This is a genomic window from Oceanobacillus salinisoli, assembly GCF_009733865.1.
In the GTDB taxonomy this organism is placed as follows: Bacteria; Bacillota; Bacilli; order Bacillales; family Amphibacillaceae; genus Oceanobacillus; species Oceanobacillus salinisoli.
Genome location: NZ_WOFB01000003.1, coordinates 65,569 through 81,730, shown reverse-complemented (window position 1 = coordinate 81,730; position 16,162 = coordinate 65,569). Strand labels below are relative to the sequence as shown.

General features: G+C 36.6%; 17 protein-coding genes. All 17 read right to left on the bottom strand.

Annotated elements, in window-relative coordinates:
• Positions 1-147: 147 nt before the first annotated feature.
• The 17 genes from rseP to flhA all read right to left on the bottom strand — a co-directional run bounded on the left by rseP (position 148) and on the right by flhA (position 16,153).
• On the bottom strand, positions 148-1,422 hold the full coding sequence (gene rseP / locus GMJ66_RS04255) for an RIP metalloprotease RseP (protein ID WP_156289096.1): 1,275 nt from the start codon (positions 1,420-1,422) through the stop codon (positions 148-150).
• Between the two features lie 170 nt (positions 1,423-1,592).
• Positions 1,593-2,390: a phosphatidate cytidylyltransferase gene (locus GMJ66_RS04250; protein ID WP_156289095.1), complete on the bottom strand. Its 798-nt coding sequence runs from the start codon at positions 2,388-2,390 to the stop codon at positions 1,593-1,595.
• Positions 2,391-2,406: 16 nt separating this feature from the next.
• Complete coding sequence (locus GMJ66_RS04245; protein ID WP_156289094.1) at positions 2,407-3,165, bottom strand: isoprenyl transferase; 759 nt, start codon at positions 3,163-3,165, stop codon at positions 2,407-2,409.
• A 337-nt stretch (positions 3,166-3,502) separates the two neighbouring features.
• Positions 3,503-4,060 (bottom strand): ribosome recycling factor, encoded by a 558-nt coding sequence (gene frr / locus GMJ66_RS04240; RefSeq protein WP_156289093.1) that lies wholly within the window; start codon positions 4,058-4,060, stop codon positions 3,503-3,505.
• Between the two features lie 2 nt (positions 4,061-4,062).
• Positions 4,063-4,785 carry a UMP kinase gene (gene pyrH / locus GMJ66_RS04235; protein ID WP_156289092.1) on the bottom strand — a complete coding sequence of 241 codons (723 nt, stop codon included), beginning with the start codon at positions 4,783-4,785 and terminating at the stop codon, positions 4,063-4,065.
• 79 nt (positions 4,786-4,864) lie between these two features.
• Positions 4,865-5,749: a translation elongation factor Ts gene (gene tsf, locus GMJ66_RS04230; RefSeq protein ID WP_156289091.1), complete on the bottom strand. Its 885-nt coding sequence runs from the start codon at positions 5,747-5,749 to the stop codon at positions 4,865-4,867.
• An 85-nt stretch (positions 5,750-5,834) separates the two neighbouring features.
• Positions 5,835-6,587, bottom strand: a complete 753-nt coding sequence (gene rpsB, locus GMJ66_RS04225; RefSeq protein WP_156289090.1) for a 30S ribosomal protein S2 — start codon at positions 6,585-6,587, stop codon at positions 5,835-5,837.
• Positions 6,588-6,774: 187 nt separating this feature from the next.
• The gene (locus tag GMJ66_RS04220; RefSeq protein WP_156289089.1) at positions 6,775-7,227 is read right to left on the bottom strand and encodes a DUF6115 domain-containing protein; all 453 of its coding nucleotides are present in this window, start codon (positions 7,225-7,227) and stop codon (positions 6,775-6,777) included.
• Between the two features lie 14 nt (positions 7,228-7,241).
• Positions 7,242-7,541, bottom strand: a complete 300-nt coding sequence (locus GMJ66_RS04215; protein WP_156289088.1) for a hypothetical protein — start codon at positions 7,539-7,541, stop codon at positions 7,242-7,244.
• Between the two features lie 1,101 nt (positions 7,542-8,642).
• Entirely contained in the window at positions 8,643-9,416 is a 774-nt protein-coding gene (locus GMJ66_RS04210; RefSeq protein WP_156289087.1) for a FliA/WhiG family RNA polymerase sigma factor, read from the bottom strand.
• A 48-nt stretch (positions 9,417-9,464) separates the two neighbouring features.
• On the bottom strand, positions 9,465-9,962 hold the full coding sequence (locus GMJ66_RS04205) for a chemotaxis protein CheD (protein WP_156289086.1): 498 nt from the start codon (positions 9,960-9,962) through the stop codon (positions 9,465-9,467).
• Positions 9,952-10,584: a chemotaxis protein CheC gene (locus tag GMJ66_RS04200; RefSeq protein ID WP_156289085.1), complete on the bottom strand. Its 633-nt coding sequence runs from the start codon at positions 10,582-10,584 to the stop codon at positions 9,952-9,954. Before GMJ66_RS04200 ends, GMJ66_RS04205 begins: the two co-directional genes overlap by 11 nt.
• Before the next feature lie 4 nt (positions 10,585-10,588).
• Positions 10,589-11,053: a chemotaxis protein CheW gene (locus GMJ66_RS04195; RefSeq protein WP_156289084.1), complete on the bottom strand. Its 465-nt coding sequence runs from the start codon at positions 11,051-11,053 to the stop codon at positions 10,589-10,591.
• A gap of 22 nt (positions 11,054-11,075) precedes the next feature.
• Positions 11,076-12,137, bottom strand: coding sequence for a protein-glutamate methylesterase/protein-glutamine glutaminase (locus tag GMJ66_RS04190; RefSeq protein ID WP_156289083.1), 1,062 nt, complete (start codon positions 12,135-12,137; stop codon positions 11,076-11,078).
• Positions 12,138-12,142: 5 nt separating this feature from the next.
• Positions 12,143-13,000 carry a MinD/ParA family protein gene (locus GMJ66_RS04185; protein WP_197046597.1) on the bottom strand — a complete coding sequence of 286 codons (858 nt, stop codon included), beginning with the start codon at positions 12,998-13,000 and terminating at the stop codon, positions 12,143-12,145.
• Complete coding sequence (gene flhF / locus GMJ66_RS04180; protein WP_156289081.1) at positions 12,993-14,120, bottom strand: flagellar biosynthesis protein FlhF; 1,128 nt, start codon at positions 14,118-14,120, stop codon at positions 12,993-12,995. Before flhF ends, GMJ66_RS04185 begins: the two co-directional genes overlap by 8 nt.
• Entirely contained in the window at positions 14,117-16,153 is a 2,037-nt protein-coding gene (gene flhA, locus GMJ66_RS04175) for a flagellar biosynthesis protein FlhA (RefSeq protein ID WP_156289080.1), read from the bottom strand. Before flhA ends, flhF begins: the two co-directional genes overlap by 4 nt.
• Between the last annotated feature and the right edge of the window lie 9 nt (positions 16,154-16,162).

Sequence of the window (16,162 nt, the reverse complement as noted above, 5' to 3'; positions counted from 1 at the left end):
CAAAAAGTCTGGTGAAAAAGGACACATCGAAATTCTTCGTTGGCTCGCTTTTCCGTTGCTCACGCATTAACTGCATACGTTCCGCTACTCAAAGCTTCACCGCCTCAAACTTCTCGGTCCTTTTCACCCTCCTTTTTGAACACGCACTTAAAGAAACAATCGCTGTATGTCATTCCAAGTAACTACTATCATGAGTAACATCAAGAAAGCAAATCCAATGAAATGGAAAATTCCTTCCTTTTCAGGTGGTATTGGTTTACCGCGAAGTTTCTCTATTCCAACGAACAATAATCGTCCTCCGTCAAGTGCTGGAAGAGGAACTAAGTTTACAATACCAAGGTTAACACTTAACATAGCAGTCCACATGATTAAATTCATAAATCCAGTCTGAACCACTTGATCTGTTGCATCATAGATACCAACCGGACCGGAAAGAATCTCCAGCGGCACTTGACCGGTTATTAACATTCCTAAATTCGTTAATACCATTCGAGTTATTTCATAGGTTTGCTCAAAGCCATATTTAATCGTTCCTAAAGTGGATTTTTCAAACCCTTGATAAACACCAATTTGGCCAATTAATATTGTTTCACCCTTTTCGTTCACTGCCTCTACTTCATTAGGAACTACATTGACTACTTCTTCTTGTCCATTACGCAATACTGTCATCGTCAATTCCTGTCCAGGATTTTCCCGGACGATTGTAGTAAATTCTTCCCAAGTGGAAATAGAGTTATCTTCTATTTTAATTACCTCATCATTTGGCAACATTCCTGCTTCTTCAGCGGGAGTATCAGGCTGAATCTCACCCATCTTTGCTTCTTCTACAGGCACACCTTGTGCTAATCCTAAAATTAGAAAAAGAACAATTGCTAAGACAAAATTCATCAATGGTCCAGCAAATAATTGCATCGCCTTTTGGCCAGCTGTCTTAGAAGCAAACTGTCGGTCATAAGGGGCAATTTGTGTTGCTCTTTCGTCCATCATAAAAATGGCTTTTCTATCAACATCAAACCGTAATCTTTCTTCCTCATCATCAACTTCATAGCCCTCAATTACTAAATCGTGATCTAAATCAACATTTTCTACTTCAATGACTCTTGCATTTGGATGCTTTGATTTATTGTTAACTATTATTTTGTCAACTTTGCCAAACTCATTAAACTCAAGTCCAACATGATGCCCTGGCTTTAACTCTATTATTTCAGGATCTTCTCCTGCAACCCGAACATATCCACCGGCTGGGATAAGGCGGATGGTATATAATGTTTCATTTCTGGTAAATGAAAATACTTTCGGTCCAAAGCCAATAGCAAATTCCCGAACGAGCATTCCAGCACGCTTAGCAAAAATCATATGTCCCCACTCATGTACAAACACAAGTAAGCCAAACATGAATATAAACGCAATAACAGTGGTCAAAAAAACACATCCTTTTATATCGGTCTTAATATTAATGACTAACTTAACTTACATGTCGTATCTAAATAAGTTTACCCCGTTTATACAGGTTTGTTCAAGTTTAAAGAACAATACCGAAAAATCATGAAAATTCGTCAAATAGACAAAATGTCCATCTACTTACGGTGTCTTTAACTTGGGAAAAACTGTATAATATGTAACAGTGGAATAACAAAGAGCAGGCTATCAAACCTGTCTAATATTCCGCCATGTCCTGGTAATATATTTCCAGAGTCTTTTACCCCATAATTCCGCTTTAAAGCAGACTCTACCAAATCACCAACTTGACCAAAGATAGATGCAGCAATTGTAACTAAAATGACCGCTAACATATTATGTGGGAAAGGGGTAATTAGATGAAAGATACCTGCGACAACACATGCCAGTATAATACCGCCAACAGCACCCTCAACAGTCTTATTCGGGCTGATTGTCGGCCACAGCTTTCTTTTACCAAAAGCTCGTCCAAACAAATAAGCACCTGTGTCTGTAGACCAGACAATTAAGAATGCAAAGAATATATTTTTCAGCCCTTCTACTCGAGATCCATCTCTAGTTTCAATCAAATAGAAAAAACCGATACCAACATAGAAAGTTGCCAAAAGTATAAATCCAACATGGTCAAATGTAAACTTGTTCTTTACTAGTACAGTATAAGCAAGCAGCAGTAAAATAATGAGGGTTATCCATTCAGATTTTGGAAAATAACTGGCAAACGGATAATGATTCTGCATTAAAATCAACCATAAAATAAACAATGCTAAAATAGAAGGAATTGCATAATCTGCAATATTTCTCATTCTAATTAGCTCCATCAATCCAACTGTGGCAATAATATACACCAATATATCAAATGGCCAACCACCGATGATGATGAAAGGTAAAAATACAAGGAGCGCTAATACTGCTGTAATTGTTCGTTGCTTCATCTATAGCCACACCTTCCTATAATCCGCCAAACCGTCTTTTTCGATGCTGGTATTCATTTAAGGCTTGCCACCATACACTTTCATCAAAATCCGGCCATAAAACATCCGTAAACCAAAATTCAGTATATGCAGATTGCCATAACATAAAATTACTTAAGCGCTGTTCTCCACTTGTTCGGATTAACAAATCTGGATCCTGCAACCCGTTCGTGTATAAATAATCAGAAAAGAGATTTTCATCCAACGCCTCTACCGATAATTTGGCACAGTCTATGTCATTAACTATTTGCTTAACCGCACGCATAATCTCAAAACGTCCACCATAATTCAAAGCAAAATTCAATAACATTCCATCATTATGCTTTGTTTCGTCTATAGCATGCTGAATAGCTTCTTTTGTATGTTCTGGTAAAGCCTCGAATTCACCAATTGTATTTATTCTTACATTGTTTTCCATAATTTCAGGTAAGTAAACATGTAAAAATTCCTTTGGAAGCTTCATGAGGAATTCAATTTCAGATTTTGGTCTTTTCCAGTTCTCCGTAGAAAATGCAAACATGGTAAGCACTTCGACATCTGCTTTTGCTGCAGCTCTTACTACCTTATTTACAGCGTGTACACCTTCTTTGTGACCAGCCACTCTTGGAAGCCCTTTTCGCTCAGCCCAGCGTCCATTCCCATCCATAATTATAGCTACATGTCTCGGTACATTTTCTAGTTCGCCCTGGAACTCTTCTTTTTGTTTCTTTTTAAAAAAAGGAATTTTTATAGACATGGTTTGTCCTCCGAATATTGTTATTACATACATCCCTTTTACTAATATTATGAGGAGAAAAGGAATTATATTACGTACCTTTATTTCACGTTAGGAAAGTATAAAGTTTTAGCAAAGAAAGGAATTCGACATTGCTAAAATTTTAAATGTCCTAAGTATATTCGCTAAAGGACGAGCGAATGCGAATTTTTGTTTATAAAGCAGCAGCTTTATAATATTTTTCTCTATTATACCGATAATCTGCTCCGAATACAAAAGCCCCCTTATAGAAGAGGGCTTTTTCTTATTTTACACTTATTTACTATTTTAGGAAAGAAGGAAAAGGAAAAAATTGGAATCAAACTTCCATAATTTCGTTTTCTTTGTCCTTCGTAAGTTGATCAATCTTATCAATATGGTTGTTTGTTTCTTTTTGAACTTCATCTTGAAGATTTCTTAATTCATCTTCCGTAATCTCGCCATTCTTTTCTAACTTTTTCAATTGGTCATTGGCATCTCTACGTACATTTCTCACTTGAATTCGATAATCTTCAGCATATTTCCCAACTACTTTAACTAAATCCTTGCGGCGTTCTTCTGTTAAAGGTGGAATATTGATACGAATGACATTCCCATCATTAGAGGGTGATATACCTAAATCAGCCTTTTGAATCGCCTTTTCAATATCAGCAAGTGCAGATTTATCATATGGAGTAATCACAAGCATTCTTGCTTCAGGAGCAGAAATATTAGCTAACTGATTAAGTGGTGTGGATGCACCGTAATAATCTACATATACACTATCAAGTAAACTAGGATTTGCTCTCCCCGCTCTTACTGTTGCTAAACTTTTTGTATACGCTTGTACAGCTTGCTCCATTTTTTCACGCATTGTGTTCATAACCGAATCTGACATGTTTATTTCCCCCTTATTATTGTTCCTATGGTTGAACCTTGAACAACCTTTTTAATATTTCCTTCTTCTGTAATGGAAAATACAATTAATGGGATATTGTTATCCATGCATAGTGAAGAAGCAGTGGAATCCATTACACCAAGTCCTTCGTTTAACATTTCCATATAGGATAGGCTATCATATTTTTTCGCATCCTTATTTAATTTAGGATCATCTGTATAGACACCATCAACATTATTTTTTGCCATTAAAATTACTTCAGCTTCTATTTCAGCTGCTCTTAATGCTGCCGTTGTATCCGTAGAAAAATAAGGATTTCCAGTACCTGCTGCGAAAATAACAACACGTTTTTTCTCCAGATGGCGAATGGCCTTTCTTCTTATGTATGGCTCTGCTACCTGACGCATTTCAATGGATGTTTGCACCCGGGTTGGAATTCCAATAGTCTCCAAACCATCCTGCAATGCTAAAGAGTTCATAACCGTTGCTAACATACCCATGTAATCAGCGGTTGCACGGTCCATCCCCATTTCACTACCTACTTTTCCACGCCATATATTTCCGCCACCAACAACAACAACTACTTCTACACCTAATTCTACTACTTCTTTAACTTGGCTGGCTATCGATTGGATTACTTTGGGATCAATTCCGTACCCTTGCTCTCCACTCAATGCTTCCCCACTTAACTTTAACACAATTCTTCGGTATCGTGCTGTTGTCATAATAACCTCCAAGAAACTTAATGAATTTTACGCATACATGAGGAAATAGGGAACAAAAATCGTTCCCTATCCGTTATTATTATTTTTTAATTTGGCTCATAACTTCTTCTGCAAAGTTTTCTTCACGCTTTTCTAACCCTTCGCCAACTTCATAACGAACAAATGCTTTAACAGAAGCGCCTTTGTCTGCTACATATTTTTTCACTTTTTGATCAGGGTCTTTGACAAAATCCTGTTCTAATAAGCAAATTTCCTGGAAGAATTTGCCTAGACGGCCTTCCACCATTTTTTCAACAATTTTTTCTGGTTTTCCTTCATTTAATGCTTGCTGTTTTAGTACTTCACGCTCATGATTAACTTCCTCTTCACTAACCGCTTCACGGGAAATATAGCGTGGATTTACTGCTGCAACATGCATCGCAATATCTTTGCCAAGTTCTTCGTCTTTTGTACCTTCAAGTACAGATAGTACACCAATACGTCCACCCATATGTAAATATGCACCGAATGCATCATTATCTGTCTTCGTAAAAATGGTAAAGCGTCTTAGTGTGATTTTCTCACCAATTTTAGCAACTGCTGAATTTATGAATGTTTCTACAGTGTCACCTTCACCGTGAAGTTTTTGCTGAAGAGCTTCTTCAACATTAGCTGGCTGTTGTGTTATTAAATGCTTACCAAGTTCAGATAATAATTCTTTAAATTGGTCATTTTTTGTAACGAAGTCTGTTTCACAGTTCACTTCTAGTAGAGCTGCAGTATTGTTATCCACTTCAATATGAGTAAGCCCTTCTGCAGCGATACGATCTGCCTTTTTCGCAGCTTTTGCAATCCCTTTTTCACGTAGGAAATCAATTGCTTTGTCCATATCACCGTCTGTTTCTTGAAGTGCTTTTTTACAATCCATCATTCCTGCACCAGTTTTTTCACGTAGTTCTTTTACCATTTTAGCAGTAATTGCCATCATTTTTCCTCCTTAATATACGTTGAATTTCTTTAAAAAAGGTGATAAAAGGCTCTTCTCCTCTTATCACCCTCACCTTTTAAAATTACTCTTGATTTGCAGCTACAGCTTCTGCTTCTTCAGCAGTTTCTTCAGACTGAGCTTCCTCCGTAACCTCACCTTGTTTTACTTCTAAAATAGCATCTGCCATTTTTGAAGTCAAAAGTTTAACAGCACGAATCGCATCGTCATTCGCTGGAATTACATAATCAATTTCATCAGGATCACAGTTTGTATCCACAATTCCAATAATTGGAATATTTAATTTATGTGCTTCAGCGATTGCTATACGTTCTTTACGTGGATCGATAACAAATAATGCATCAGGAAGACTCTTCATCTCTTTAATTCCACCCAGGAATTTAACTAGACGTTCTTTTTCTTTTAATAAGTTTACCACTTCTTTTTTAGGTAATACATCAAAAGTTCCGTCTTCTTCCATACGCTCTATATCTTTCAAACGGTTAATACGTTTGCGGATTGTTTGGAAGTTAGTAAGTGTTCCACCTAACCAGCGTTGATTCACATAGAACATACCTGAACGAATTGCTTCTTCACGAACAGATTCCTGTGCTTGCTTTTTCGTTCCTACGAAAAGAATAGAACCACCATTCGCTGCGATTTCTTTTACGAAATTGTACGCTTCATCAACCTTTTTCACTGTTTTTTGCAGGTCAATGATATAAATACCGTTACGCTCTGTGAAAATGTATTTTTTCATTTTCGGATTCCAACGGCGTGTCTGGTGACCAAAATGTACACCAGCTTCTAAAAGTTGCTTCATAGAAATTGCTGACATAAATATTTCCTCCTAATTGGTTTTTTCCTCCGTTTAGATCATTTTTATGAAGAGACCGCACATAAACGGCACCACCTACATAAATTACTAAACGTGTGTTTTTTTACCCTGTTATTTGTATCTACAAAACATGAGCATTTACACCAAAATTAAATATACCATATCGTAGATACCTAATCAAGGTTATTTACATATTTTTTTGATGTAAACGAATAATCAGTTCCGCTTCCGTTTTTCCACAGTTAAGTCGCTTTGCAATTTCAGTAATCGAAAGCCCCTGATGATGAAGCTGTAGTACTTTTGCTTCCAGGGATGCTTCCACAGCGTCATTCATATCGCCAACTTCTATTATTGGTTCTAGATCTGGTTCTTGTTTCGTCGGTTCTTGATTAGCTGGTTCATCAGCCATCCCTTCTTTTTTATTATTAAAAGGAAGTACTTCAGACGAATTTTTCTTTTGCAATTCCTTTTGCAAACGACTATTTTCTTCTTTAATCTCCTCTAAATACGATTCAAAAAGTTCTGTTATTTCCGTTGTATCTGCTCTTTGCTGCGAATTTACCTGTTTAAACAGAACAAATATAGCATATAGTGTTAAAATATGTAGTAAAAAACTTATAATCAATAAAAATGATACCATAAAATGTTTCCCTTCTAACTGTTTACGTCTATTTGATTGCCTAAATAGGGATGTTTGATATATTCCATGCTTGAGGTTGTTTTTCGATTCCTTGGTAAGGTTTGATGGTCACCTGTTTTCTGTTTCTTAAACTTCAATTGCTCCGTATCATTTAGGTCATTTACTCTTTTTCGTTTTAATTCTTCCTGTTTTAACTGTGATGAAGCAAGGGACTCCTGAAAATGCTGATTTTGCTTTGTAAGCTGTTCACTAAGTTTACTTGCATCTTGGGTCCGTGGAATGGCGACTTGCAATTCGATTAACTTTAAGCTCACATGATCCACTCCTATTTTTTTCATTATTTCGTATTCAAATAGGCGGGTTCCATGATGATTTCATACTAAACTATATTATTTTGTAACAGGACAAGGACATTTGTGTCGTGTCGTGTTTCTTATACTCTTGGAAGTTAAGGTTTGGCTGCATTGAACCCGCTTTCTTACAACTTTAGCTTTATTTCATTATGGATATAATTTATCGCATATATACTATTTTCTGTCTGTTAACCTTTATTTCCTCTTTTTTATTAGAAAAACTCACATTCGCTCGTCCTTTAGCGAATGGGTAGTTTTTTTATACTTAGGACGTTAAAATTTTAGCTACCTCGAAAAACTTCTTTGCTAAAATTTTATACTTTCCAAACGTGTAAAAAATTTTCTACCTTTTTCAAAACGCTTTTTTCGAACTCCAGCTCTAAATCGCACGAAGAAAATCGGTTTGTATTTTCGAGGAGTCTACGTATTCTGCCTCCGCTAAGTAAAGGAAAATAACTTAGTATTCTGGGAATCATACGTTGATTAGCAACCTTCAGATAAGTAGTTGAATAGCACACAAACCAGCGGAGGGAATACACGGAGACTACTGCGGTATGAAAGGCATCGGTGAGACCCCTAAAGACGAGACAACACGAGGAGGCTCACCAGCCGCCCTAAGGTGCGCGTAGTGTATTTCCGTAGCGGTAAGTTGATGCTCTAACAACATTTAAAGTTATTTTGCAGTTTATATATTTCGCGACAAAAACAACAAATCATTTCGGTGGGACGTGTAACTGCAGTCTTAATCTTTTAGAATATAACCTTTTAAAACATTCACTGAAAAAATCGAACTTTTTCATTTCAACCTAAGCCTTCATTTATATATCCTAATAAGAGCTGTATATTTGCTTTTAAAACCTTTGTTCTACAATAACCGTCCACTACCAGAACCCAACAAATGTAAAAGATATATCGCTCTCCAGTGAACAGTGAGCATTCATACATCCTCTCAATAGGATTTACTTACAACCATTACTTTTTTCCTATGATATACAATCCGAGTCTGGTTCTATTTAAAAAATAATTTCTTAACTCCGTTGGCTTCCAAATTATCGCGAAAAATTAAGATATGTTTGGTATTTTACTTAATGTCTTTCTTAATTTAAAAACAGCTTTTTTATGAATTTGGGAGATGCGCGAAGTGGTTAATTCGAGTACATCACCAATCTCCGTTAATGTTAATTCATCGAAATAAAACAAGCTTATTACCATTTGCTCATTTTCATTTAACTGTTTAATTCCTTCCATTAATTCTTTCTCAACCTCTTTTTGTAACATTTTTGATTCAGGAATCCCTGAAGAATCATCTGCAATCGAGTAACCAATTCCTCCTTCTTGTGACCCATCCTTTGGTTTTTCTTCAATGGACAGTATGTTGGAAAAGAGAGAATCTTTAATCGTAGTCTCCACTTCCTGAGCAGTTAATCCTGTATGCTTAGCTATTTCTGATGAACTTGGCGCGCGTTGATGGATTTGTTGCAAATGACGCTGAGCTTCCTCTACTTTTTTAACTTTATCTCTTAATGATCTTGGGAGCCAATCCTCTTTCCTTAACCCATCCATTATCGCCCCGCGAATACGGATGGAGGCGTAAGTGTCGAATTTTAAATCACGACTTGGTTCAAACTTCTTAAGTGCATCATATAAACCGATTAATCCGAGACTTTTAATATCATCTTTGTGTACACTTTTTGGAAGGTGTATGGAAATTCTTTCAACATGAAATTGAACCAAGTACATATAGTTGCTGATTAACTCGTTTGCAGCATCATTACTTTTATGGTTTATCCAATCGTTCCATAACTCTTGTTCTAGAGGAGAATGATTGTTGGACATATCTAATTAGCTCCTCCTTCCCTATATCGTTTTATATGTGTAGGTTTACTAGATATAAATGATATCTTGATTTACTTTTCTCACTTTAAGTTGACCTGTTGCTGGATTAAATTCTATCGTCCGTCCGGCATTGCCCCCAACGTCCGAAGCAATAATTGGGATTCGGGATTCATTTAATTGTGCCTTAACTGCTTCAATATTTCGCGAACCTATACGCATCGTTTCTAAGGGAGAAGCAATTTGAAACATTTGAGCTCCTCCAGCTAATTTAGCCTTTAATGCAAATTTTCTTGCCCCACCAGCTAATAATTTGTCAATTAATATTGGAATGGCTGTGTCAGCATATTTATGTTTATTAAAATGGGATTGTTTCGTTAATCGTGATTCTGGAAGTAAGATATGGGCAAGGCCCGCAATATTTTTAGAAGCATCATAAATGACAATGCCAACACATGAACCAAGTCCGGAAGTACGTATCATGTCTGGTGACCTTACAATATTCAAGTCAGCAATACCTACTTTAACTATTTTGGTCTCATTCTTCATGGTCGATACCTAACGCTTTAAATAATTTTACTAATGACTTAGGTTCAGGCATCAGAAAAAAATGACCTTGAATCTTTTCTAACGAATCACTGGAAATACTTGTATCAATGATGATGGCATAATCAGATACTTGAGAAATTTCAAGTAATCCTACTGTTAAAATAGCTCCTGCCATATCTATGCTTAAATATGGAACAGAGGGCTGCATATGAATGTTCGTAAAATCAGATAGTGCAGATAAATACGATCCAGTAACAATATTCCCCATTTCCTGTAATGCAGATATGCAGATATCATCAGAACCCGGATCATTAAGTAAAGTAAAGTTCTCGACCCCTGTCATTTTTTGCACTAGTGCTTCGGCTTCTTCCATGGGCAGAATAAAATAGACAGTACTAGGGAATTCCCCTTTAATTTGAAATAACATGGCAGCAATCACTTCTTCTGGACCGCCTATCAACTCCATCATCTCATCAAAATTAACTATTTTGACAGAAGGAACTTGCATATCCATTTTCCTATTAATTAGTTTTGACATGGAAGTAGCTGCATTCCCTGCGCCAACATTCCCTACTTCACGCAAAACATCCAATTGCAGGTTTGATAAATGTAAGTATTCCATTTTATTATCCTTCCACTGATTCTCTCGTTTTCTCCGTCTCTAAAACCTTATGTAAATCCAATAAAATAAGCAAACGGTTTTCTATTTTTGCAACGCCTTCAATATAGTCAGCATGAACCGATCCAATTACCTCTGGATTAGGTTCGACGATTTCTTCGGGTATATCAATGACATCATTTGCAGAATCAACGATTAAACCAACTTCCATATCATCCAGATAAACAATTAAAATTCGGGTTGCATCATTCATTTCTGCCTCATCCAGTCCAAATCTAAGCCGCAAATCTATGATGGGTATTACTACACCTCGAAGATTTATTACTCCTTTTACAAAATCATTCGTTTGCGGAACCCTAGTAATAGGTACCAACCTTTCAATCGAGGCTATCTGTTGAACGTTGACAGCATATTCCTCCTCTTTCAATTGAAAAACGATCATTTTCCTGACAATAGATGAATTATTTGCCATAACAAAATTCCCCTTTACCTTATTATTTCTTAGCTAGCTTTTCTTGTAAGCCTGCAATTTTTTCTGCAACTTGATTTATTGGCAAAATAAAATCGACAGTTTTTGCATTCACAGCCGCTCTTGGCATCCCGTAAACAATCGCTGTTTCTTCGGATTCTGCTATGACGGCTGAATATTTATTCTCTTCTTTTAATCTTTTTAGTCCATTTGTACCATCACTTCCCATCCCAGTTAAAATAACAGCAATTTTATTTAGGGGGGTTATTTCAGCCAGGGATTCAAATAGAACATCAACAGATGGACGATGATTATTTCTTGGCATGTCTTTTGACAGCTCTATGATCAGTGATGGACCTTCTTCTTTTACTCTCATATGCTGGTTTCCTGGAGCAATATATGCTGTATGCTGATCCACCTTCTCCCCATTTTCCGCTTCTTTTACATGGATGGTGTTTAACATGTTCAGCCTATCCGCAAGTGATTTAGTAAAACCTGCAGGCATATGCTGAACAATAAAAATGGGTGGTGCAAAATTACTTGGTAAATCATGAATAACCCGTTCTATTGCCTTGGGGCCTCCTGTTGAAGTCCCAATAGCTATAACGGTCTGATGATAGAGCTTATGATGGGGGAGGATAGCAGATTGGGGATAAATATTATTTATGTTATTTTTATGATTCATGTTAATAGAGGAGGCGTTAATGACTTTTTTTATTATCTCTTCTCTAATTGATTCGATATCCAGGGAAATCGGACCAGAAGGCTTCGTAATAAAATCAACCGCACCTTTTCTAATTGCCTCCAATGCTTTAGACTCGCCTTCCTTCGTATCACCGCTTAACATAACTACCGGTAAAGGGTTTAATTGCATAAGGTTCTCCAACGCTTTAATTCCATCCATAATAGGCATATGCACATCCATTGTAACCACATCTGGTAATGATTGTTGAATCTTTTTTAATCCTTCCAAGCCATTTCTTGCAGTTGAAATAACGTTTATTCTTTCGTCACTTCCCAAAATATCTGAAATAACTTTACGCATAAACGCTGAATCATCAATGACAATCACCCGAATCCGTTCCATGGTTATTACCTCTCGATTAGTAGTTGTTTTAACTTTTGTATAAATGTAGGATGTATAGAGTTAAGTTCTGTCGTGTTCTTTAAATAGTTAGCTGTTATTTGTTTTAATGCTTTTGTAATGCTTAATTTTTCATTGAATATATACGGCTTCTGTTTCACAACCGCTTGACTGACTGCCTGATCTTCTGGAAGAATCCCCATTTTAATAATGTCAACCTGCAAAAATTGTTTAATAACCTGCCTAAACCTTTCTAATGCTTGTTCCCCAGTTTTTTGTGACAACGATCTGTTCATAATGACTTGGATAGGCATCTTACCTTGATGCTTAATAATGTGTTTAATGACACTATAAGCATCCGTAATTGATGTTGGTTCTGGAGTAGTAATAACAATACATTCATCTGCAGCCAAAATAAAAAATAAACTGTCGGTATGAATTCCAGCACCCATATCAAAAAGAATATAGTCATACAAACCAATTAACTCCGTGTATTGATTCATAAAAAAATCCTTTTTGGAATCATCTAGTGAAAAGAATTCATTTAAACCAGAACCCGCCGAGATATAGGCTAACCCATTATTTTCCACTTCAATAATATCATGAATCGACTCAAACCCGTTAAACATGTCTAAAATTGTTTTTCGGGCATGTGTTCCCAATAAAATATCAATATTCCCCATACCAACATCCAAATCAAACAATAGAACCTTTTTTCCATGATTGACTAATTCCAATGCAAAGTTTAAAGATGTATTTGATTTCCCAACTCCACCTTTTCCACTAATCACACATATCGTTTTTGCTTGCTTCGGGTTTTGTTTCATTTCAATTTTTCTTCTTAAACGTGCAGCTTGATCATTCATCACCAATATCTCCTACAATCAAATTAGCAATTCTATCGGGGTTTACATCTAAAATATCATTTGGTACATCTTGTCCATTTGTCAAATAGGCGATTCCGATTTGCTTTTCCACACATGTATTTAATATGCTTCCATACTGGCGCGTCTCATCAATCTTTGTGAAAATAACCTCTTTTATTGGAATATGATGAAATTGATCATATATTTCGGCAATATCTTTTGGTTTTGACGTTAACGATAAAACAAGGAACGTCTCCATCTCTATATTGTATTTCATACTTTCCATTAAATCTTTTACGTACTTTTCCTCTCTGAAATTCCTTCCAGCTGTATCTACAAGTATGATGTCATAAGATTGAAATTTATCGATTGCATTTTTGTAGTCTTCTACGGTGTAGGCAACCTCTAAAGGCACATTAAGAATCCGCGCATATGTTTTTAATTGTTCCACTGCAGCAATACGATACGTATCAGAAGTAATAAACGCCACCCGCTTATTATCTTTTAAAATCATATGGGACGCTATTTTTGCCAATGTTGTTGTTTTTCCTACACCTGTAGGCCCCACGAATTGAACTACTTTCTTGTTATAAGTGATACCCTCAAATGTGTAATTCTTAATCATATCTTTTATGATTTGTTTTGTTTTACTTAGAATCTCTTCTTTACTTAAAGCACTATTTTCATCTTGTTCACTTACGCTATCGAGAATCTCCTTTGCCAGATGTTCATCAACTTCCTGCTCAAGCAAGTGTTGATATACGAAGTGGTATTCTACTGGATAGCTTTCATTTGTTTTTTTGGAATGAATCTCTATATATTTCTTTAACTGTTGGATTTCCTTCAAAACCTCTTCCTGTGAACTCTTTTCGTGATCTTTTACAGATTTAGACACTGGTCGGTTCGCAGGCCGCTTTTCCGTTTGTTTACTCGATTTAGATGGTAATGGGGATGGGTCAAGTCCAGCAACCACTTCTATTTTATTCTTTTTAAACAATCCAAAGATCCCGCCTTGTTTTATCTCTTTAGAATTTAATATGACAGCATCCGGACCTAACTCTTTTCGTATTAGCTTCATCGCCTCTGGCATAGTTGGTGCTATATACTTTTTTATTTTCATGCTACATTCACCACTCCAACACTTTGAACTTGAACATTTGGTTCCAATTCATTATAGGATAGAACAACAACTTGAGGTAAAAATCGATCTAACAGTTGTTTCAGATACATACGAATGGCAGGGGAACAAAGCACAATAGCAGTTTCCTCCTGAAGAGCTAATTTCTCAGTTTCTTCATGGACTGAAGAAATAATCGTTTGTTGTGCTTCCGGATCTAACGAAAGATAATTTCCATGTTCGGTTTGTTTCACGTGTTCTGCAATCAACTTTTCTACTTTTCCAGAAACCGTTACAACACTTAGCGACATATCTTCACCAGCATATTGTTTTGTAATCTGAGCAGATAAAGACTGTCTTACATATTCCCCTAATAACTCGGTATCATTAGTCATTTTCGAAAAATCTGCCAGCGTTTCAAAAATAACAGGTAAATTACGAACCGAAACATTTTCCCTCAGTAATTTAGCAAGTACTTTTTGGATATCTCCTATCGAGAGGGGCTCAGGTGTCACCTCTTCAACCAGGATGGAATAGTTTTCTTTTAGATGGTCGACTAGCTGTTTCGTTTCTTGTCTGCCGAGTAATGTGTGTGCATACTGTTTTATTACTTCGGTAATATGCGTTGACACCACAGAAGGCGGATCAACTACGGTATAACCAGATAATTCAGCTTCATCTTTTAGCTCTTCGCTAATCCATTTTGCTGGAAGACCAAATGCTGGTTCTTTCGTATCAACTCCATCCAATTCGTCATCCTCGTCAATTCCGGGAGCCATAGCTAAATAATGATCCAATAACACTTCCCCTGCTGCCACTTCATTTCCTTTAATCTTTAAGTTATATTCATTGGGACCTAATTGGATATTATCACGAATTCGTACGACAGGAATGACAATGCCTAATTCTAATGCCAACTGCCTGCGAATCATCACAATCCTGTCTAATAAATCTCCACCTTGATTCGCATCAGCTAAAGGAATAAGTGCATAGCCAAATTCAAACTCGATTTGATCCATACTTAACAGGTTAATGACATTTTCAGGTGATTTCATTTGTGTACTTTCTGATTGCACTTCTTCTTCTACATCTGGAATATCGGGCTCTTTCGTTTGATTCTGTAAAGCGTAGGCACTAGCTGCCAGAATCAGCGCGATAATAGTGGTCAGGAAGAAATTAATTGGTGTAAAACCTAAGAAAAATATCGTTGCCGCAGCTATATATAATAGTTTTGGATATTGCAGCAATTGAGTAGTTACTTCTGATCCCAGATTTTCATTTCCACTTGATCGAGTCACAACAATCCCTGTAGCAGTGGAAATGAGCAGTGCAGGTATCTGACTGACCAAGCCGTCTCCTACCGTCAAACGGGTAAACGTATTAATCGCTTCATTAAAGGACATTCCCATTTGTACCATTCCAATAATGATCCCGAATAAAATATTAATAAGTACAATGATAATACCAGCAATCGCGTCTCCCTTAACGAATTTACTTGCACCATCCATGGATCCATGGAAATCTGCTTCGTGTTCAACTTTCTCCCGTCTTTCTTTTGCCTCACTTTCAGAAATTAATCCTGCATTCAGATCGGCATCAATACTCATTTGTTTTCCTGGCATAGCATCAAGTGAAAAACGTGCAGCAACTTCTGAAACACGCTCAGAGCCCTTTGTAATTACTAAAAAGTTGATAATAACTAAAATAATGAACACAACAAACCCCACAAGCGCATTATCACCAATAACGAAAGAGCCAAATGTTTCTACAACTCCACCAGCACTCCCCTCCGAAAGAATTGATCGCGTTGTCGATACGTTCAATGCTAAACGGAATAAGGTTAATAACAACAGAAGCGTCGGAAAAACAGAAAACTCCAAGGCATCTTTTGTATTCATGGCTACCAATATGACAATCAAGGCAATGGATATATTTAATAAGAGAAGTATACTTAAAAGACCACCTGGCAAGGGGACTACTAGCATAACAATTATTATAATTACTCCTATTAGAACAGATAAATCACGTGCTTTCATGGGGGTCTC